Below are 17,945 nucleotides of genomic sequence, written 5' to 3'. Positions count from 1 at the left end.
TCGAATCAATATTCAATTGTAATATTATTCAGATTTTTATTATGTAAAACTGTTTATACCGCCTTTTTCTCCAGACCTACGGAGGTTACATTGCCTACCACAAGACTGGTCAGAGGACTGAAATATAACAGACTGGTGAGCACGCAGTAGATTGGTGTCATAATGGCAAACTGCACCAGACGTCCCGGCATAATGCCATAGAAATTAGCGCCGATCATAACCAAGCCTGCTGTAGTGAATACAAGAGTTCCCAGTACGGCGGAGATCACAATGGCTGCACAGATGATCGCAGTTTTTACCTTTCTCGTCTTCTCTGCCATAAGCTTCTTTGCCACTCCCGGAACCACACCCCAGGTGATAGCAGCCAGCGTGATCAGCGGGTTGATGGCATAGCCCTTCATGAAGCATCCGATGATGTCCGCAGTCATACCGCACACACCGCCGGCTACAGGGCCAAGCCAGAGTCCTGCCAAAATGGTTGCCACTGTACCAAAGGTGATGCGGTACACACCCAGATCAATGACCATAACACGGGAAAGCACCAACTGGATGGCAATGAGAAGTGCCATAAATACAAGCGTTTTTACGCTCCACTGCTGTTTGTTTTTTTGCATAATAAAAACACCTCCATAATGTTTTTAAAAATAGAGTAGTTACCATAAATAATAATAATCCCTCCACATTATGAGATGTTCTCACATGTAGCAACGGGTGCGGAAAATATATCGTAAGCAGCCTCTTTGTCTCTTGCTAGCTTTTCGTTTCACGGCGACTCCCCAGCCAATGAACACTTGACGCATAAATTCCTACTTCGCTATTATTTATTTAAGGCGATTATAACACAATTTGTAGAAATTTCAATATGTTTTTGCTATAATATACCCAGTTAATCTGCACAAATTATGGAACTTTTTTATGGTGAAATTTAAGATATTATTCCGTTATGCTGTATCGCTGCATAGTTCAGAATTTTTCCCACATACTAATCGGAGACTTTATCAACGATTAAGGAGGAATTCTTATGGATACCGGAAAGAAAAATATCAAAAATGTGTCAGATTCAAATCCTTATAACATTCAGTATGACAATTACCTTGATACGAACGCCTGCACAGAATGTACAGGTCTGATGCACCGGGCACCGGACGACCGAAAAGAATGGGACGCTTACAGAGAAGTTTTCGATTTCACTGCCAAGCCTCCTGCACCGGACCAGGAGCAAAATAAGACCAGACATTAAGGCAGGAAACACCGGAGGATATAAATGAAAAAGCTTATTGCTTTATGTATCTGCTCCTGTCTCGCCTTTACCATGACAGGCTGCACCTTAGGCGATATGATAAAAGAATATATCAATGAAGAGGATTCCGCCGAACAGGAGACTGCCACAGCAAAGCACCGGGTTTACATGGATGAGATTACCGGAACTCTTCTGGACTTCACCGGAAGCCAGCTTACTGTACAGGGAGATGAGCAAACCTATGTATTTGATGTTTCACAGGCAACTCTGGAATGCCAGGACGGAATGATCACCGGGGATGAAATCAGTGTGATCTACGAGGGGCAGCTTTCTGATACAGATACCAGCAGTGTGAAAGCATTAAAGGTAGTGGATGAGTTTCATAACAAAAACCAGTTGGAGGAACGCACCGCTCATGGCGAAGTCCAAAGCCTGACTCCCAACACAATAACCATTAAGTCCAAAAAAGGGAAAACTGCCACTTATCCGATCACCGGAACGCTGCAATACTACCAGAATGGTATCAAACCAGGCATCTGGGTCTACATTCATTTTAAAGGAGCATTTGCTCAGTCAGAAGATGAAACTGCTACTGTACTGAATGCAAGCCATCTGAAGGTACTGAGCATTTCTGATATTGAACCGCTGACCGTCCCGGAACCAACGCCCACTCCGGATCCGGCGCAGGATACCCGGCAGGAAAAGGACAAGGAAAAACAGCTCCACGCTGTTATCCAGAATATTGCTGCCAATGTGCTCACTGTACTTCCCGCCGGTTCAGAAACGACCGTGGATGTGGATCTTTCCCAGATTCCCGTTCACTTTAAAGGCGGTGCTGCTCCCGGCTCTTACGTCAATATTTCTTATGTCGGAGAGCTTAAGGATAACACCTTTGCCGGAATCACGGTCACCGGTGTGACCGGAGAAGACCCTGATACCATGGCAGAGAGAAATATGGCTTTTACCGTAACCGGAACCATCTCCGGCTCTACTGCAAATACCATTACGCTTCAGACCTCCGATGGTGCTTCTGTGACCTGCTTTACGGAAGGCGCACAGAATTATTCCACCTCAGGGCTGGCTGCAGGCTCCTGGGTTCGGATTACATTCAACCCATCGAGATCAAAAACTTCAAATATCTATACATCTATCAAGATCGAAGATGCGTAAGGAGAGGGCTTTACAGCTCTCTCCTGAATTTTTTACGTATCCTTACTTCTCCTTCCTTCAGCCACTCGTTCACCTCATGAGTAGCTCCAAGGATTGTCAGGAAGGCCTGATATTCATTCATAATTCCATCGCCATGAGGAACCATATATGCTCCCGCATCGCTTCCCAACGCCACCTTCACTCTTTTTTCAAAGGCAAGCCGTAGATTTTTCTCGCCGTTTTCCATAATGGAGCGTATAACCGTATCCTCATATCTGCCGCATCCCAGCAGATTTCGGACAGTCACCAGCGTCGGTACCCACACCGTTTCGCTGTCTGCCAGCATGGAAATGACCGTTTCGTCCATATAATTCCCATGCTCCACACTGTCCACACCAGCCTCCACTGCCGCTGCCACTCCGTATACGCCGTTGGTATGGCTCATCACAGCCATCCCCTCCTCATGAGCGATATGTACCATCTCCTGGACCTCCTCCTTCGGAAGAGGAGTTCCAGTCACATTGCCGTGATTGTCAAAATCCATCAGCCCTGTTGTCATGATCTTAATAAAATCCGCACCCTCTGCACTTGCCTCCAGAACAAGCCCATGGTACTCCTTCATGCTGTCAAATCCGCGTCCTACTATAGCTCCGTAGTGACCGTTTTTATGAATGGCAAAAATCGGTGTCCTGTAATCAATTCCATACTCGCCAGCCAGTTTCTTTGCCCTTTTTGACACGCCAAGGGCATCGCCTCCATCCCGCACAAAAGTCACACCAAGCCCCTGGTATGTTTTCAGATGCTTTCTTATTATCCCGTCCTTCACACCATCCCTGTGAAGCTCCACTGCTTTTTTGTAATTCAGACCATCCATGATCAAATGTGCATGGCATTCTCCAAACATATTCCCACCTCTGACTACTGTTCAAAAAACTTCCTGATCTCCGCTTCTGCTGCCTGCACGGAGCCTTGTACAAAGAAGGGCTTTCCGCCTCCCCGTCCATTTAACGCACCGTTCATCTCTTTTGTAAATTGGCGCAGGTCTCCATCTATCTCTCCCATAGCATACTTAAAGCTTCCGTCGGGATTTTTCGAAAATACGGCGCAGCGTCCTTTGCATGTCTGCATGACAGCATCAGCCAGCTTGCGAACACTGTCCGCTTCCATTCCCTCCTGAAACAGCAGAACGTTTCCTGCGTTACTCCACTTCTGCGCCTCTCTGGAAAACATTTCTTCTTCCATAGTGTGAACGCGGCCTTTCAGAGCAAAATTTTCATCCTGCAGCCTTGCCACCGCCTGGGCAGTCTTGTCCATTTTCGCGGAAAGCTTCACCGAAATCTGGTGATTCTGCCCGTTTACCATATTCAGATAATTCAGCACACGCTTTCCGGATATCATCTCCATACGCACACCATCCCGGAATTTTACCACAGACAGCAGTTTCACCATGCCGATCTCACCGGTACGGCTCACATGAGTTCCGCAGCACGCACAGGTATCGCAGCCCGGAAATCGTACGATCCTCACCTGCCCGGTCAATTCCTTTTTGCTTCTGTATTCCAGGCTTTCCAGTTCTTCGCGAGATGGGAAAAAGATTTCTACAGGAGCATTTTCCCAGATTTTTTCATTTACCAATGTCTCAATCTCTGCCATCTCAGCATCATCCAATATGCCATTGAAATCAATGGTGATCACATCCGATCCCATATGGAATCCAACATTGTCATACCCGTATTTTTCATGCACCAGCCCGCTTACCATATGTTCGCCGGAATGCTGCTGCATCAGGTCAAATCTGCGCGTCCAGTCAATTTTTCCCATAACTGTTGTTCCCGGCTCTATTGCCTCATCCGTATAATGGAGCAATTCTCCGTCCTTCTCATGGACTTCCTTCACCTTTATCTGATTCAGATATCCTGTGTCGCTTGGCTGACCGCCGCCTTCCGGATAAAAAGCGCTTTCATCCAGAATAATCTGAAAGCCCTTCTTTCCTTCCCTGCACTCCAGCACCTTTGCTTCAAATTCTTTTTTATATACATTCTCATAATATAAACGTCTTGTTTCCGTCATTTGTCTATCCTCCTGCTGACTTTACCTTAACAGTATAGACCAAATCATGACTCTGTGCAATTTTTTTTACAAATCCGAAACAATTTGAAGTGATTTTCTTCACCAATGCGTTATAATTAGTGAACGGGCAAGGAAGGGGGCTGATATCATCACACATGAACAATATCTGGAATATTTGATCGAGCAGTATCAGAATTTAGTATATTCCATATGTTTAAAATCTATCGGCAACCCTTTTGACGCCGAAGATCTGACCCAGGACGTGTTTATATCCGCCTACAAAAATCTTTCCCGTTTTGACGGTACTTATGAAAAAGCCTGGTTAAGTAAAATTGCAGTTCGTAAATGCCTGGACTACCTGAAAGCGGCCGGACGGCGCACAATTCCTACGGAGGATATCTATTTCTCCCAATTGCCGGATTCCAACTCTTCCCCCGAGGAGGAATATCTGCTGGCAGATTCTGATAATCAGGTGCGGCAGCTCTGCCAACGCCTGAAAAGCCCTTACCGTGAGGTGGCTGTCTCTCATTTTTGTGACCAGTTCTCTGTAACGGAAATCGCCCGCAAAGAAAATAAAAACCCGAAAACCATTCAGACCCAGCTTTACCGAGCTAAAAATATGTTAAAGAAAATGTTGACTGAAAGGAGTGATTAGGTGCATATCGATAAAAATGCTTTAGACAAATTCCAAAATAACGAGATGGAAACCAAAGATATGATTGCTTTTCTGGAACACCTGGACAACTGTGACTACTGTCTGGACCAGATGATCAACCGGGAATCCCAGGATCCCCCCGCCGCCGCTCCTGTTTATCTCAAAGAACAGATTCTTGCAAGGACTGCTTCTATGGATGTAAAAGCAGAGAAATCCGTTGCTGAGACTTCTTATAAGATGAAACTGTTATATGAAGGACTGCATACGGCTGTGGGAGTTCTGGTAGCCCTACTCCTGCTTTTTAGTATCTGCCAAGCGGAGTTTTCTTCCTTTGGCGCCCGTCAGACTGCTGTTATCGAGCAGACTGAGCAAACCGAAAGACCTGGAACTACTAATCATTTAAAGGATTTTTCCATCGGCATCAGTGAAGGACTTTCCAATGGTTCAGATAAGATCAGTGATTATCTGAGCAATCTTTCCAAAAAAATAGCAAATGGAGGTTTTTAAAAATGCAAAGAAAACGAAAAGGACTGTGGTTATTTGTCTGCTCCTTAATACCCGGTGCCGGAGAAATGTATATGGGGTTTATGAAACAGGGACTCAGTATTATGTTCCTCTTCTGGGCAATCGTTGGCATTGCCGGAGGCTTCGACCTGGGATTTATGACGATTTTCCTTCCCATCATCTGGTTCTATAGCTTCTTCAATGTCCACAATTTAAAATCTCTTCCTGATGAAGAGTTTTATTCCATTGAAGATAATTACATTCTTCATTTAGACAGACTCCTGGGAGATGGCGCAGATTTTCTTCCCAAATACCGAAAGATTCTGGCAATTCTTATGATCGTATTTGGTGTTGCTATTCTCTGGAATAATTTCACAGATATGCTGTACTGGTTATTCCCCAATTATCTGGGATATATGATCAGTGATATCCTTTACCGGATTCCGCAGGTTATCATCGCTATCGTGATCATCCTTGCCGGCTATTACATTCTCACCGGAAAGAAAAAGAGACTGGGCCGTAAAGATGCGGATCACGAATTCCAGGAGCATTACTGGGAGCCATATCGCCCTTACCAACAGCCATTTGCTTCACAGTCTTCTGAACAGTCAGACAGCTTTGCGAATGAAGATGCCAGCAGCAATGATTCCCCGCAATCAAGCCCTGAATCAGATGTTATAGATCCAAATCAGCCCCCCCTGCCCGACTCTTCCAACCCAAACCTTTGATTCACCAAAATCCTTTACCGTAAACAGGACCGCCACAAAAGTGACGGTCCTGTTTACTACATAATTATATTTATCCTACGTAAGTTACATTTGAAAACAACTGCAGACTTGGTGAAGAAGGAAGTACAGATGCCGCTTTCACCCACGCATAGTTTTTCTTATATTTAATCTGGATATACATCTTTCCGTTATACAGCCAGCACTTGCCTGTAGCGGTCACCTTTTTTCCCTTTTTCAGGGTGAAGGCCTTTGCGGTGCTTCCCGGTGACTTAAATACCGCGAAGTTCCTATTGGCAACAAAGGTACGATTATCTCTTCCATTGGTATAGATACTGTCAAAGGTACCGTATTTACTGCTTCGTTTCAGGGTACCGCCGGAATATTTATAGGTGTATTCGATGTTGCAGGGACCCACTGTATAAGACATCAGATAAAACCGGGCGGTCACCGTATCTCCGGAAATTTTTACGATCCTTCCGCTCTTATTCGACCCGTGATTTCCGAACAGTGTCCGGAAATCAATGACTTTTCTGAATTTGCCTGACCTGTACTGGAACAGCGCACATAAATCTGCGTAGTCATTGTCCCCTTTTGTGCAAATGTAAATAAATGGCTTGCCGTTCTTCAAAGTATACCGTTCAATGGTCACATTGTAAAAATGTGAATCAGAAAGGGTATAAACAACTTTATTATTAATACGAACGGAAAGTCCCGTACATGCCTCATGCTGGCTGTCGTAGACAGTTCCGACCCGGAACCTGTCCTTATTTCCATCTCCGGTTATGTCATAGGTCTTATAGGTCTTATTAGCCCTTAGTGTCGCAGCCGTAGGACCTGCAGCCTGAACTTTTTTTGCAGGTACCATGCAGATTCCAAGCATCAGGAAACAAATGAGCAGGACCTGTAAAATTCTTCTTTTCTTCATACGCATCCCTCCTGTTCTATATTTCCGCGAGGGTCAATGACCCTGTCGCACTGCTGTAAGACTTTGACTTCCGCCGTCACAGCAGCATGTATATAATGAGCATATCATTTCAGCCCTTATTGCCTGTAAACTGGTATTTCCTTCCGGTAATCAGCTCTCCCCTTTTATACAGATAGAAACTTCTCCGTAGGAAAGTCTGCTCTGTCCGCCGTCATGCTCCTGTACCAGCAGTCTGCCATCCGGACAGATGGACAGCGCTTTCGCACGGCGGCTTCTTTCTCCATCTATAATTTCAATTTCTCTGCCCGGCACAATGTTATGCTCCACATATTCCCGGGACAGCTTTAAATCCTTCGTCTCCTCCAGAAGCGCATTCACGATCTCTGCTGCCAGACGATTGCGATCTGTCGCCTCAGCCTCCTTCCGAGTGTCAAATACTGCACCAACCACTCCAACAAGCTCAGATGGAAGCTCCTCTTCAACCAGGTAAAGATTCAGCCCGATACCTACCACCGCAAACTGGATATCACCGCTTTCAAAGTCTGTCACTGCCTCTGTCAGGATCCCACATACTTTTCTCCCATTTCGGTACAGATCATTGACCCACTTAATATCTAATGACACACCGCATACTTTCCGAACAGCTTTATATACCGCTGTGGCCGCTGCTGTGGTGATCAGAAGGCTCTCCTTCAGTGTTTCCTCTGGTTCCAGAATCACACTGAGATACAGGCCTGCATCCCGTGGAGAGTAAAAGCCGCGTCCCCTTCTTCCTCTTCCCGCTGTCTGCTCCAACGCCATGATAAAAGAACCGTGTCCTGCCTCACCGCTCACTGCGGCTTTTTTTGCCCACTGATTCGTAGAGTTCACCTGGTCATAAATCTTTACCAGAGTCTGGGGTTCCTTGAGATAAAGCCTGAGTCCCTCCACGGATAAGCGGTTGCTGTCCCTGGCAAGCATATATCCTTTATTTGGTCCTGCCTCAATGGTATAGCCCTCTTCCCGAAGCGCCTTTACTGCCTTCCATACTGCAGCACGAGTGCATGTCAGCTCTTCTGCAAGGCGCTCTCCCGACATGGTTTCCCCTTTATGCTGCTCCAATAATTCCAAAAGTCTGGATTTGACCGTCATTTTTTCTTCCTTTACACATAGTTTTCCAGGGCCTTTTTCAGAAAGTCTCTGTATTCCCTGCGGACATTCTCCGGAGATACTATGGTTATCCCGGATCCAAGCCCGGCCAGCCAGCCAAAAAACTGACTGCTCACGTTGACATGTACATGCGTACCGGAATGGTTCTCATCCTTGCCTATTATAATGATCTCCTGCCCGAAATGATCCAGTACCACTCCTACCAGACGATTCTCAAATTCCAGGCTTACACGTTCCTCTCTTCCGCCAAACATCCCGAATGTGCCTGCCGCAAATTTGGCAGCATCAAAGTTCTCAAATATCTCCGCTCCGTTCCGTCCGGCCTCTTCCACTGTGATCTTCAGCATTTTGTCTACACGGTAATGCTTTACGATCCCGCTTTTCTCATCCAGGCCGATCAGATAATAATTCTCATCCTTCCAGATCATATGCCACGGACTGATGCGGTAACGTTCTCCATCTTTTTTCAGACGCATTTCCTTTGACACCGTCCACTCATAATACTGGAAGCTTATCTGTTTTTCCTGGGATATCGCCTTATGAATCTCGTCAATGTTATAATAAATACTCTCATTCAGGGTTTTTACACGTGTCTCTACAATGACCTGACGCTGCAGCTCCTTAGCCTGATAAATACTGGTAAGGCTCTCCAGCTTCTGTATGAGCTGCCGTGATTTTCCGGCAGTGATAAACCTGGATGACTGCACCGCATCCACCAGAAGCTTCAGCTCCGCAAGCTCAAAATTTCTGTCAGCAAGGTAGAATCCTGACGGCCTTTCTCTGCGGTTCTCAATATCCATTCCAAAAACGCGCAGAGTTTCGATATCATCGTATATGGTCTTTCTCTCCACCCGAATTCCGAACTCCTCCAGATATGCCATGATATCCTTCACTGTCATGGGATGCCGCTCATCTGTACGTTCCATGAAGGCCCGCATCAAATATAAAATTTTCATTTTCTGCTGGAATGATTTCGGCATATATACTCTGCTCCTATTTATCCGTCAGTACCGCTACGACTCCTGAATATAATACCACAAAAGCAAAGATCAAGGCAATAACATCCGCTCCACGGAAGTCGAAATTAAATATCATGGCACCTGCCACCATAATTTCCAATGTTACCAGAACTCCAAGGATCATCGCCATAGTCCCAGACAGCTTACGATTACTTTTCTCATTTCTACGGTTCTCTGTGTAACCGCCGCCTGCAAACGCCATATTTCTTTCCTTGATCCTCTCATCAGCACTCCACATCATATACTCCTCCTTTTTCGAACGCATTTTCGCGAACATGTTTTCTCTGTATTTATATCTTACCACAATATAAGTCCAATAAAACGGGATGAAACTGATTTTGTCGAAAGTTTGTTTGTTTTTCACAAAATCAAGTACGAATATATGTTCTTTTTTATCAAAAAAAAGAAAAAAGCTCCGGAAAACTCCGAAGCTATGCACAATATCTCAAATCACAACAAGCCTGCAAACACAGAAGAAACAACCACCGTAACAAGTCCAGCCACTGCGATCGCCAGGCTGCTCATGGCACCTTCTACCTCTCCGATCTCCATGGCCTTCGCTGTGCCGATGGCATGGGCAGAGGTTCCAAGCGCCAGGCCCTTTGCAATCGGTTCCTCGATTTTTGCCACCTTATATACTGCTTCCGCGATCATATTCCCAAGCACACCGGTAATGATGATGACCGCTACTGTAATGGTGACAATGCCTCCCAGTTCCTCTGACACACCCATTCCAATGGCTGTGGTGATGGATTTCGGAAGCAATGTTACATATTCTTCATGGGAAAGACCGAAAAGCTTTGCAAAAACCAGCACGCTCACCATACTTGCCAGCACCCCTGACAATATCCCGGCAATAACTGCTTTGATGTTTTTTTTCAGCAGATGCATCTGGCGGTACAGCGGGATCGCCAGGCAGACCGTTGCCGGCGTGAGCAGATAGCTGATGTATTTTGCACCCTCATTGTAGGTTTCGTAATCAACATCCAATACGGTCAGTATCCCCATTACACACAAAATCGCAATGAGAAGAGGGTTAAAAACTGCCAGTTTAAACTTTTTCTTTAAGAGTAAGCCGATCTCGTAGGCGATCAGGCTGACTGCAGCGCCAAAAAATAAAGAACTTTCCAAAAATGATGTCACTTCTCCAGCCTCCTTCTGTCCTTTTTTATCACAAACTGCGTTGTCCGCCCTGTGACCACCATGACGATGATCGTAGTGACAACCGTAATGACTGCCACCGGAACCCAAATGGGCTGTAAGGCGCCCCAGGCATTTAAAAGCCCCACGCCTGCAGGGATAAACATTACCGGCATGATCTCCACCAGAAAATCAGCCGCATTTTCCACCTGTTCCAGCTTGATCACGCCGCACAGCAATGCCGCCAGCATAAGAATAAGCCCATAAACGCTGGCCGGTACAGGCAGCGGCAAAAGCACCCTCAGCCCTTCCCCCAGCGCAGAAACCAGCAAAATGATCCAAAACTGCTTTAAGTATTTCATCTTACGTTATCCACCTTTCTTAGCAGGATCCTACATGTTATTCACAATTTCCAGGTATGGCTCAAGCTCCTCCAGGGTTGCCCTTCCCATACGCTTCATCTTTGTGACACCGGGATACTGGGCCGGAATTGATCTTGTCATAATATTATCTCCGTAGATTTTTACCATATCGCCGTTTTCCAGCACATCTCCTGCGATCAGCTTATCATTCCTGTTATAAATTCCTTCTTTCGGGATGTCAGCCTTAAAAACTGTTTTCGTGTCCATGTCCACAAATACCTGTTCCTTCAACAATTCTCCCGCTTCCACACAAATAGCACGGATGGCCTCCTCTTCCTGTCTCGCTTCCTCTGCCATATCCTTTTCCGCCTGCAGAGCCACTACCTTCCAAAAGGAACTTCCCATTACCACAAATACTGCGACCAGGATGATCATTCCTATCGTAAATTTTATGTCAACTTTCTTTTTTTCCAACCTTATGCCCCTTTCTCTGTCTTCCTCATACGCTGAGGACATTATACTCCTATCCTGTTCTCATTGCAAAGGGGTCTTTTTTCAAAAACCGCTCTTGACTTTCCCGAAACAGGTCACTATAATTAGGGCATTCGAAAAAAGTGCAATGGGGCACACGGACAATGGTCTGTGTGTCCTTTCTTTTTTCCCGGCATTTACATTCTAATGGAAAGAGGAATTTAATCATGGAAAAAGAAGCATCCAAAACAGCCGCAGAATTATTAGTTGAATGTCTGGAGGAGGAAGGTGTTGAAGTCATTTTCGGCATTCCCGGAGAAGAAAATCTGGCTGTCATCGAAGCCCTGTCTAAACATCCAGGAATCCGTTTTATTACCACACGCCATGAGCAGGGCGCCGCTTTTATGGCAGATGTTTACGGCAGACTTACCGGGCGCGCCGGTGTTTGTCTGGCAACCCTTGGGCCTGGCGCCACAAACCTGGTCACCGGTGTGGCTGACGCAGATTCTGACGGAGCACCTCTTGTAGCGATCACAGGTCAGGTAGATACGGAGCGTATGCACATCACCTCCCACCAGTTTTTAAATCTTACCAAAATGTTTGAACCTATCACAAAGAGAACCAAGATGGTCAGGAAACCGGAGACTATCAGTGAGATCGTCCGGCTTTCCTTTAAATACGCAGAAAGCCAAAAGCCCGGCGCTACCCATATCGACCTACCCGTGGATATTGGAAAAATGACCGTTTCCGCAAACGAGCATCCTCTTCCTAAAAAGCTGGAGCCAAAGGAATTTGCAGATTTAAACACTGTTGAGTTTGCCGCCGGTATGCTGTATCAGGCGAAAACTCCCGTTATTCTTGCAGGTGCCGGAGCTGTCCGCGCCCAGGCAGCCCAGGCTGTAACAAACTTTGCGGAAAAGCTGAAGATTCCGGTTGTACATACTATGATGGCAAAGGGAATCATCCCTTTTGATAATAAATATTCCATGTGGACGATCGGAATCCCCCAAAAGGATTACCAGAACAAGATACTGGAGGAGGCTGATGTTGTAATTGCCATAGGCTACGACCTGGTGGAATATGCTCCTCAAAAATGGAATCCGAACAAAGATAAAACCATTATTCACGTAGACTGCTGCCCTGCCCACATCAATAAATATTATCAGACAGCAGTGGAGGTCGTAGGGGATATCTCTAACTCACTGGACAACATTTCCTACCGCTGCCGCCGCAGTGCAGAACCGGAAGCCGTTCTGAAAATAAAGGAACTCATGATGAAAGAATACGATCAGTACGAGGAGGATTTCAGCTTTCCTGTCAAGCCCCAGAAGATCCTTTCCGACATCCGGAAAGTCATGAATCCGGAGGATATCCTGATTTCGGATGTGGGTGCGCATAAAATGTGGATCGCCCGCCACTATCACTGCTATCTTCCCAACACCTGTATCATTTCCAACGGCTTTGCATCCATGGGAATTGCCGTGCCGGGCGCCATTGCCGCAAAACTCCTTTATCCGGAAAAAAGGGTTCTGGCAGTTACAGGGGACGGCGGTTTCATGATGAACTGCCAGGAGCTGGAAACAGCTTTCCGTGAGCAGCTTCCTATTGTCACGCTCATCTTTCACGATGATTCCTACGGGCTGATCAAATGGAAACAGATGGATCAGTACGGTCACTCCGAGTGTGTAGATTTCAGCAATCCGGATTTTGTGAAGTTTGCTGAGGCTATGCACGGAAAGGGTTATCGCATCGAGCGCGCAGAGGATCTTCTGCCCACACTTGAGGAGGCTTTTGCCCAAAATGTTCCTGTTATCGTGGACTGTCCGGTAGATTACAGCGAAAATGTAAAATTAACCGCTCATCTGAAAGAGCTTTCGGAAACTCTCTGAGTTTCTTTCCGGCACATGAGTAACTTCCCGATTTTTCTCTAAAAATTTGGTTCAAATTGGTCAATTTTAACAAAATTATGTTTTTTCTTTTTTAAGGATTGACTTTTCAAAAAATTTGCGCCTATAATACGCTCATAGCAAAAACCGATAAGCAAAGGTGCTTTGTCAGCAGGAAATGCAGACAGAGCACCTTTTTTTGTATCAAAAGATTGTTGCTGACGCAGCCGCGCTTCGGCATAAGAAATCAGAAAGAAGGAGACCAAATGGCTGACATGGTAAAAGTTGAGAACCTGAAAAAAAATTTTGGAGATTTAGAGGTTCTGAAAGGAATTAACCTTACCGTAGAGGAAGGAGAAAAGCTGGTCATCATCGGACCTTCCGGCTCCGGCAAATCCACTTTTATCCGCTGCATCAACTATCTGGAGGAGCCAACCTCCGGAAAGATTTCGATTGCAGGTACTGAGGTGACCAAAAAGAATCACCTGGAAATGGCAAAAAAATATTCCTCCATGGTTTTCCAGCAGTTTAATCTCTACCCTCATCTCACCGTTTTGGAAAACCTTACGTTAGCCCCCACGAAACTCCAGCATGTGCCCAAAAAAGAGGCCATCCAGCATGCAATGGATTGCCTGGAACGTGTAGGATTAAAAGAAAAAGCAGGCAGCTATCCTGCCCAGCTTTCCGGTGGTCAGCAGCAGCGTGTCGCCATAGCCAGGGCACTCTGTACCAAACAGCCTCTCATCCTTTTTGATGAGCCAACTTCGGCACTGGACCCGGAAATGGTTCAGGAAGTATTGAATGTTATGGTGGAGCTGGCACAGGAAAACATCACCATGATCTGTGTCACTCACGAGATGGGATTTGCAAGAGAGGTTGCTGACAGAGTCATCTTCATGGACGGCGGTTACATTCTGGAGGAAGGCACGCCTGAACACTTCTTCGAAAATCCGCAGCACGAAAGAACCAAAGCTTTTTTAAGCAAAATATTACACTAAGTTTTCTGGAGGTTTTTATCTCTTCAGATATAAATTATTTTTCAAGGAGGAGTTTATTATGATGAAAAAAAGATTATTCGCTCTCGCTGCCGCAGCTATGATGGTAGGAACTATGGTTGGCAGCACCATCTCAGTCAGAGCAGAGGAAGTACCGGAAGATGTTCAGGCAATCATCGACAAAGGCGTCCTGAAAGTAGGATGCAAAGCCGATGTTCCGAAATTCAGCCTCCAGAATACCGAGACGGAAGAATACGAAGGTTTTGAAGATGACCTTGCATATGAGATCGCAGGTGAAATCTTTGGATGCACTGCTGATGAAGCAAAGGAAAAAGATCTGGTAGAATTCCAGGGTGTTACGGCTAAGACAAGAGGACCTCTTCTTGAAAATGGAGAGATCGACCTGGTTATCGCAACCTTCACCATCACAGATGAAAGAAAAGAAACCTACAATTTCTCCACTCCGTACTTCACAGATGCAGTTGGACTTCTTGTAAACAAATCATCCGGCATTGAATCCATCGAAGACTTGGACGGGAAGATCATCGGTGTGGCACAGTCTTCCACCACAAAAGACAGCTTCAACGCTTACATTGAGGAGAACGGTATTGATATCAAACCGGAGTTCCAGGAATTTGACGGATATCCGGCACTTGCACAGGCTCTTGCCACCAATCAGATCGACTGCTTCTCTGTAGACCGTGCGATCCTTTCCGGATATGTGAACGATTCCAATATGATCCTGGACGACCGTTTCGCAGAACAGGAATACGGCGTTGCTTCTGCTAAGGAAAATGAAGGTCTTGCAAAGCTTGTGGATGACAAGGTAACCTCTATGCTGGATGACGGAACCATCGATAAAATGATCGAAGAGTGGGAGATCCAGTAAGCGATATCCCCGCATATCCAGTAATGAAATGGTAAAGGAAGATTGATATGATTAAAGGTTTATTAGATGCCAAACGGTGGGCGGCTCTGTGGGACGCCATACCGGAATATTATATTCCCGGCTTTCTCATGACTCTGAAGATTGCCATTGTAGGATTAATGGTTGCTCTTATCCTCGGCATTATCTTCGGAATGCTTTCCACCATGAAGTTTAAACCGGCTAAGATCATCGCCCGCATTTATGTGGAAGTAATTCAGAATACACCGCTTGCCTTGCAGGTCATGTTTTATTACATGGTTCTGCCCATGCTGTTTTCCAGCACAGGCTACCGCATTCCCAAATTTGTTCTGGGCGTTATCGGAGTAGGTGTTTATCACGGAGCTTATATTTCAGAGGTAATCCGCACCGGTATTGAAGCCATTCCAAAAGGTCAGTCCGAGGCGGCTGCTTCCCAGGGCTTTACTTATCTGCAGACCATGTATCATATCATCCTTCCGCAGACCATAAAGATCATTATGCCTCCTTTAGCGAATCAGGCCCTGAACCTTGTGAAAAATACTTCCATTCTGGCTATGGCTGCCGGCATGGATCTGATGTATTTCACAGATTCCTGGGGCGCTGAGCGCGGGTATTTTGCACAGGCTTATTTCACCAGCGCCCTGCTTTACTTCCTGATCTGCTTCCCGCTGGCACGGCTTGCACGCTATCTGGAAATCCGCTCTCTGCGGCTTCCTAAGGCAAAAAATGTGGATGAAATACTGAAGGAGGAAGGCTTATGTTGACTCTGTTTCAGCAAATTTTTACCTCAGCAAATGTAACGTTTATGCTGAAAGGTCTTGGGATGACTGTTATTATTGCAGTTCTTGCAACCTTGATCAGTATGTTTTTCGGTACTATCCTGGCGCTTATCCGGACCTACGCCAAAGGAAAGTGGCACTGGGCTTCGGCTCTGGTTGGCGCATATGTGGAATTCTTCCGCTGCACCCCAAACCTGCTCTGGATCCTCTGGATCTACTTTACTGTCAGAGGAGATAAAATTGCAGTTTCTGTCTTTGCCATTTCACTTTTTACCTCCGCAGTTATGGCAGAGATTTTCCGCGGCGGTTTGAATTCCATCCCCGTTGGACAGTTTGAGGGAGCACAGTCCCAGGGATTTAATTTTCTCCAGACTCTTTGGTATATCATCCTTCCGCAGATGATAAAAAAGGTAATCCCTGCCCTGGTCAGCCAGGTTATTACGATCATAAAAGATACATCCTTCCTGAAGATGGTAGATGTGAATGAGTTTATGAGAAACTGTTCTGTTGTATTAGGATCTATTTATGATCTGCGCGGTATGCTGATGCTGTTTGCGTTTGAAGCCATCTGCTATTTCGCCATCTGCTTTACCTTAAGCTGTGTAGTGCGAAAATATCAGAAGACTCTTGTAACTGCGTAAGGAGGTTTCATTTATGGATAAATTTACGATCACCATTACCCGGCAGTTTGGAAGCATGGGCCGGACCATAGCCAAAGAACTTTCTGAGGAGCTGGGTGTAGAATTTTATGACAGGGATATTGTGGAGGAGGTTTCTCAAAAGCTAAACCTTCCGATCTCCCAGGTCAGTGAGTCGGAGGAACAGGCCAGCTACCGCTTTTGGAGGCGGATGTTCCCCCTTGGCACAGACAAAGAATATATGCAGAATATCATCTTTGATGTGCAAAAAGAGATTATCAAAGAATTGGCAAAAAAATCAAGCTGCATTCTGGTGGGGCGGTGTTCCGATGCGATCCTGGAATCCAATGAAAATAACATGAACATTTACATCTATGCCCCGCTGGAAAAGCGGCTCGATAACTGCATCAACCGTCTGGAAATGGGCGAGGCGGAAGCCAGACGCACCATTGCTGACGTTGACAGAGCACGGGATGCCTATCATAAAAAGTATGCCGGTTTCCTCCCATCCTGTCCGGATCACAAACATCTTATGATAGACTCCTCCATGCTGGGGCCGGAAGAAACGGCCCACTGGATTGCTGAAATTGCCAGAAAAAAATTTAACCTTTCATGAGACTGATTGAGGACGTGCCTATGCCGGAATGACTATTTTTTCTACGGTATACTGCCCGTCCTCAGTTGTCATTACCGCCATGGTAACTTCGCCTCCGAAACGGCTTCTGCCGCAGCTTCCCGGATTCAGCCACAGCCGCCCGTCTATCTCCTGCTGGAAATATTTATGGCTGTGCCCAAACACCACGACCTGCGTATCTCCCAGAGTCCAATCCACGTCCTTTTTGTTATGCACCATAAAGAACTTCACGCCTCCGATGGAGAATCTGAGGCTTTTGGAAAGTCCTTCCGCCCAATCCTTGTCGTTATTCCCCCGCACCACATAGATATTTGCCAGAGGCCTCAGTTCATCCAGTATTCCCGGCTTATTGATATCTCCGCCGTGGAGAATGCAGTCACAGGTTTTCAGGATTTCCATCACCTCCGGGCGCAGAAGCCCGTGTGTATCTGAGATAATTCCTACTTTTATTGCCATGCTTACTCACCAGATCTTTCCTATTTCTTCTTCCTTTAATCCGTAAAGCAGACAGAATGCCTGCAGATCCCCATCGCCCCGGATCAGCATCACATCTTCGAATTTTCCTGTTTTTCTGTCTGCAAAGCCTGCTACTTTTTCCCCTGTACAAATGCTGGATTTGATCACCGGGCGAAGGCGCTCCGCATCATAAGCTTTCGGTTTTTCCGCTTTCTTTTTCCTTCCAAACATATCCTAT

General features: G+C 46.0%; 23 protein-coding genes and 1 riboswitch. Of the genes, 11 read left to right on the top strand and 12 right to left on the bottom strand.

Translation table 11 applies throughout. The features are described 5' to 3' along the window. Positions 1 to 53: 53 nt before the first annotated feature. Positions 54 to 614: a folate family ECF transporter S component gene (locus ACESZH_RS04595; protein WP_373211947.1), complete on the bottom strand. Its 561-nt coding sequence runs from the start codon at positions 612 to 614 to the stop codon at positions 54 to 56. An 89-nt stretch (positions 615 to 703) separates the two neighbouring features. Beyond that, positions 704 to 816: riboswitch (THF riboswitch) on the bottom strand. Between the two features lie 205 nt (positions 817 to 1,021). Between ACESZH_RS04595 and ACESZH_RS04590 the strand changes: the two genes are divergently transcribed. Both ACESZH_RS04590 and ACESZH_RS04585 read left to right on the top strand, forming a co-directional pair. Further along, positions 1,022 to 1,240, top strand: a complete 219-nt coding sequence (locus ACESZH_RS04590) for a hypothetical protein (protein WP_373211949.1) — start codon at positions 1,022 to 1,024, stop codon at positions 1,238 to 1,240. 24 nt (positions 1,241 to 1,264) lie between these two features. After that, positions 1,265 to 2,410, top strand: coding sequence for a hypothetical protein (locus ACESZH_RS04585; RefSeq protein WP_373211950.1), 1,146 nt, complete (start codon positions 1,265 to 1,267; stop codon positions 2,408 to 2,410). Between the two features lie 10 nt (positions 2,411 to 2,420). Here ACESZH_RS04585 and ACESZH_RS04580 read toward each other — a convergent pair whose 3' ends face one another. Continuing rightward, positions 2,421 to 3,293, bottom strand: a complete 873-nt coding sequence (locus ACESZH_RS04580; protein WP_373211952.1) for an amidohydrolase family protein — start codon at positions 3,291 to 3,293, stop codon at positions 2,421 to 2,423. Positions 3,294 to 3,307: 14 nt separating this feature from the next. Then, positions 3,308 to 4,459, bottom strand: coding sequence for an alanyl-tRNA editing protein (locus ACESZH_RS04575; protein WP_373211954.1), 1,152 nt, complete (start codon positions 4,457 to 4,459; stop codon positions 3,308 to 3,310). A 175-nt stretch (positions 4,460 to 4,634) separates the two neighbouring features. On the opposite strand from ACESZH_RS04575, the gene ACESZH_RS04570 reads away from it, so the two are divergent. From ACESZH_RS04570 to ACESZH_RS04560, 3 genes are read left to right on the top strand one after another with little or no spacing between them, the layout of a single operon-like run. After that, positions 4,635 to 5,114, top strand: a complete 480-nt coding sequence (locus tag ACESZH_RS04570; RefSeq protein WP_373211957.1) for an RNA polymerase sigma factor — start codon at positions 4,635 to 4,637, stop codon at positions 5,112 to 5,114. Next, on the top strand, positions 5,115 to 5,621 hold the full coding sequence (locus tag ACESZH_RS04565) for a hypothetical protein (RefSeq protein ID WP_373211959.1): 507 nt from the start codon (positions 5,115 to 5,117) through the stop codon (positions 5,619 to 5,621). A 2-nt stretch (positions 5,622 to 5,623) separates the two neighbouring features. After that, positions 5,624 to 6,346 (top strand): hypothetical protein, encoded by a 723-nt coding sequence (locus ACESZH_RS04560; protein WP_373211962.1) that lies wholly within the window; start codon positions 5,624 to 5,626, stop codon positions 6,344 to 6,346. 70 nt (positions 6,347 to 6,416) lie between these two features. Here ACESZH_RS04560 and ACESZH_RS04555 read toward each other — a convergent pair whose 3' ends face one another. The 7 genes from ACESZH_RS04555 to ACESZH_RS04525 all read right to left on the bottom strand — a co-directional run bounded on the left by ACESZH_RS04555 (position 6,417) and on the right by ACESZH_RS04525 (position 11,415). Next, positions 6,417 to 7,271 carry a hypothetical protein gene (locus tag ACESZH_RS04555; protein WP_373211965.1) on the bottom strand — a complete coding sequence of 285 codons (855 nt, stop codon included), beginning with the start codon at positions 7,269 to 7,271 and terminating at the stop codon, positions 6,417 to 6,419. 150 nt (positions 7,272 to 7,421) lie between these two features. Beyond that, complete coding sequence (locus tag ACESZH_RS04550; protein ID WP_373211967.1) at positions 7,422 to 8,402, bottom strand: biotin--[acetyl-CoA-carboxylase] ligase; 981 nt, start codon at positions 8,400 to 8,402, stop codon at positions 7,422 to 7,424. A gap of 11 nt (positions 8,403 to 8,413) precedes the next feature. Continuing rightward, positions 8,414 to 9,400, bottom strand: a complete 987-nt coding sequence (locus ACESZH_RS04545) for a helix-turn-helix transcriptional regulator (protein ID WP_373211970.1) — start codon at positions 9,398 to 9,400, stop codon at positions 8,414 to 8,416. Between the two features lie 13 nt (positions 9,401 to 9,413). Beyond that, entirely contained in the window at positions 9,414 to 9,680 is a 267-nt protein-coding gene (locus tag ACESZH_RS04540) for a hypothetical protein (protein WP_373211973.1), read from the bottom strand. A 209-nt stretch (positions 9,681 to 9,889) separates the two neighbouring features. Next, positions 9,890 to 10,582: an LrgB family protein gene (locus ACESZH_RS04535; protein ID WP_373211976.1), complete on the bottom strand. Its 693-nt coding sequence runs from the start codon at positions 10,580 to 10,582 to the stop codon at positions 9,890 to 9,892. After that, on the bottom strand, positions 10,579 to 10,941 hold the full coding sequence (locus ACESZH_RS04530; protein WP_373211979.1) for a CidA/LrgA family protein: 363 nt from the start codon (positions 10,939 to 10,941) through the stop codon (positions 10,579 to 10,581). Before ACESZH_RS04530 ends, ACESZH_RS04535 begins: the two co-directional genes overlap by 4 nt. A 30-nt stretch (positions 10,942 to 10,971) precedes the next feature. Continuing rightward, positions 10,972 to 11,415 (bottom strand): hypothetical protein, encoded by a 444-nt coding sequence (locus ACESZH_RS04525; protein WP_373211982.1) that lies wholly within the window; start codon positions 11,413 to 11,415, stop codon positions 10,972 to 10,974. 224 nt (positions 11,416 to 11,639) lie between these two features. Between ACESZH_RS04525 and ACESZH_RS04520 the strand changes: the two genes are divergently transcribed. The 6 genes from ACESZH_RS04520 to ACESZH_RS04495 all read left to right on the top strand — a co-directional run bounded on the left by ACESZH_RS04520 (position 11,640) and on the right by ACESZH_RS04495 (position 17,233). After that, positions 11,640 to 13,301 carry an acetolactate synthase large subunit gene (locus ACESZH_RS04520; RefSeq protein WP_373211984.1) on the top strand — a complete coding sequence of 554 codons (1,662 nt, stop codon included), beginning with the start codon at positions 11,640 to 11,642 and terminating at the stop codon, positions 13,299 to 13,301. A gap of 272 nt (positions 13,302 to 13,573) precedes the next feature. After that, positions 13,574 to 14,296 (top strand): amino acid ABC transporter ATP-binding protein, encoded by a 723-nt coding sequence (locus ACESZH_RS04515; RefSeq protein WP_373212795.1) that lies wholly within the window; start codon positions 13,574 to 13,576, stop codon positions 14,294 to 14,296. Positions 14,297 to 14,354: 58 nt separating this feature from the next. Continuing rightward, a complete protein-coding gene (locus ACESZH_RS04510) occupies positions 14,355 to 15,182 on the top strand; it encodes a transporter substrate-binding domain-containing protein (RefSeq protein ID WP_373211986.1) in 828 nt (275 codons plus the stop codon). Between the two features lie 47 nt (positions 15,183 to 15,229). Continuing rightward, the gene (locus ACESZH_RS04505; protein WP_373211988.1) at positions 15,230 to 15,964 is read left to right on the top strand and encodes an amino acid ABC transporter permease; all 735 of its coding nucleotides are present in this window, start codon (positions 15,230 to 15,232) and stop codon (positions 15,962 to 15,964) included. Beyond that, complete coding sequence (locus tag ACESZH_RS04500) at positions 15,958 to 16,620, top strand: amino acid ABC transporter permease (RefSeq protein ID WP_373211990.1); 663 nt, start codon at positions 15,958 to 15,960, stop codon at positions 16,618 to 16,620. The genes ACESZH_RS04505 and ACESZH_RS04500 overlap by 7 nt, the downstream gene beginning before the upstream one ends. Before the next feature lie 13 nt (positions 16,621 to 16,633). Next, on the top strand, positions 16,634 to 17,233 hold the full coding sequence (locus ACESZH_RS04495; RefSeq protein ID WP_373211992.1) for an AAA family ATPase: 600 nt from the start codon (positions 16,634 to 16,636) through the stop codon (positions 17,231 to 17,233). Positions 17,234 to 17,251: 18 nt separating this feature from the next. On the opposite strand, the gene ACESZH_RS04490 is transcribed toward ACESZH_RS04495, so the two are convergent. Continuing rightward, positions 17,252 to 17,707: a metallophosphoesterase gene (locus tag ACESZH_RS04490; RefSeq protein WP_373211994.1), complete on the bottom strand. Its 456-nt coding sequence runs from the start codon at positions 17,705 to 17,707 to the stop codon at positions 17,252 to 17,254. 6 nt (positions 17,708 to 17,713) lie between these two features. After that, complete coding sequence (locus ACESZH_RS04485; RefSeq protein ID WP_373211996.1) at positions 17,714 to 17,938, bottom strand: aspartate dehydrogenase; 225 nt, start codon at positions 17,936 to 17,938, stop codon at positions 17,714 to 17,716. Between the last annotated feature and the right edge of the window lie 7 nt (positions 17,939 to 17,945).

It is taken from the genome of Ruminococcus sp. 5_1_39BFAA (genome assembly GCF_964240875.1).
Classification (GTDB): domain Bacteria; phylum Bacillota; class Clostridia; order Lachnospirales; family Lachnospiraceae; genus Blautia_A.
This window is presented reverse-complemented; position numbering and strand designations above follow the sequence as displayed.

Coding starts and splice junctions, on each gene's coding strand:
- ACESZH_RS04595 (WP_373211947.1), bottom strand. CDS start 614: ATGCAAAAAAACAAACAGCAGTGGAGCGTAAAAACGCTTGTATTTATG.
- ACESZH_RS04590 (WP_373211949.1), top strand. CDS start 1,022: ATGGATACCGGAAAGAAAAATATCAAAAATGTGTCAGATTCAAATCCT.
- ACESZH_RS04585 (WP_373211950.1), top strand. CDS start 1,265: ATGAAAAAGCTTATTGCTTTATGTATCTGCTCCTGTCTCGCCTTTACC.
- ACESZH_RS04580 (WP_373211952.1), bottom strand. CDS start 3,293: ATGTTTGGAGAATGCCATGCACATTTGATCATGGATGGTCTGAATTAC.
- ACESZH_RS04575 (WP_373211954.1), bottom strand. CDS start 4,459: ATGACGGAAACAAGACGTTTATATTATGAGAATGTATATAAAAAAGAA.
- ACESZH_RS04560 (WP_373211962.1), top strand. CDS start 5,624: ATGCAAAGAAAACGAAAAGGACTGTGGTTATTTGTCTGCTCCTTAATA.
- ACESZH_RS04555 (WP_373211965.1), bottom strand. CDS start 7,271: ATGAAGAAAAGAAGAATTTTACAGGTCCTGCTCATTTGTTTCCTGATG.
- ACESZH_RS04550 (WP_373211967.1), bottom strand. CDS start 8,402: ATGACGGTCAAATCCAGACTTTTGGAATTATTGGAGCAGCATAAAGGG.
- ACESZH_RS04545 (WP_373211970.1), bottom strand. CDS start 9,400: ATGCCGAAATCATTCCAGCAGAAAATGAAAATTTTATATTTGATGCGG.
- ACESZH_RS04540 (WP_373211973.1), bottom strand. CDS start 9,680: ATGATGTGGAGTGCTGATGAGAGGATCAAGGAAAGAAATATGGCGTTT.
- ACESZH_RS04530 (WP_373211979.1), bottom strand. CDS start 10,941: ATGAAATACTTAAAGCAGTTTTGGATCATTTTGCTGGTTTCTGCGCTG.
- ACESZH_RS04520 (WP_373211984.1), top strand. CDS start 11,640: ATGGAAAAAGAAGCATCCAAAACAGCCGCAGAATTATTAGTTGAATGT.
- ACESZH_RS04515 (WP_373212795.1), top strand. CDS start 13,574: ATGGTAAAAGTTGAGAACCTGAAAAAAAATTTTGGAGATTTAGAGGTT.
- ACESZH_RS04510 (WP_373211986.1), top strand. CDS start 14,355: ATGATGAAAAAAAGATTATTCGCTCTCGCTGCCGCAGCTATGATGGTA.
- ACESZH_RS04505 (WP_373211988.1), top strand. CDS start 15,230: ATGATTAAAGGTTTATTAGATGCCAAACGGTGGGCGGCTCTGTGGGAC.
- ACESZH_RS04500 (WP_373211990.1), top strand. CDS start 15,958: ATGTTGACTCTGTTTCAGCAAATTTTTACCTCAGCAAATGTAACGTTT.
- ACESZH_RS04495 (WP_373211992.1), top strand. CDS start 16,634: ATGGATAAATTTACGATCACCATTACCCGGCAGTTTGGAAGCATGGGC.
- ACESZH_RS04490 (WP_373211994.1), bottom strand. CDS start 17,707: ATGGCAATAAAAGTAGGAATTATCTCAGATACACACGGGCTTCTGCGC.
- ACESZH_RS04485 (WP_373211996.1), bottom strand. CDS start 17,938: ATGTTTGGAAGGAAAAAGAAAGCGGAAAAACCGAAAGCTTATGATGCG.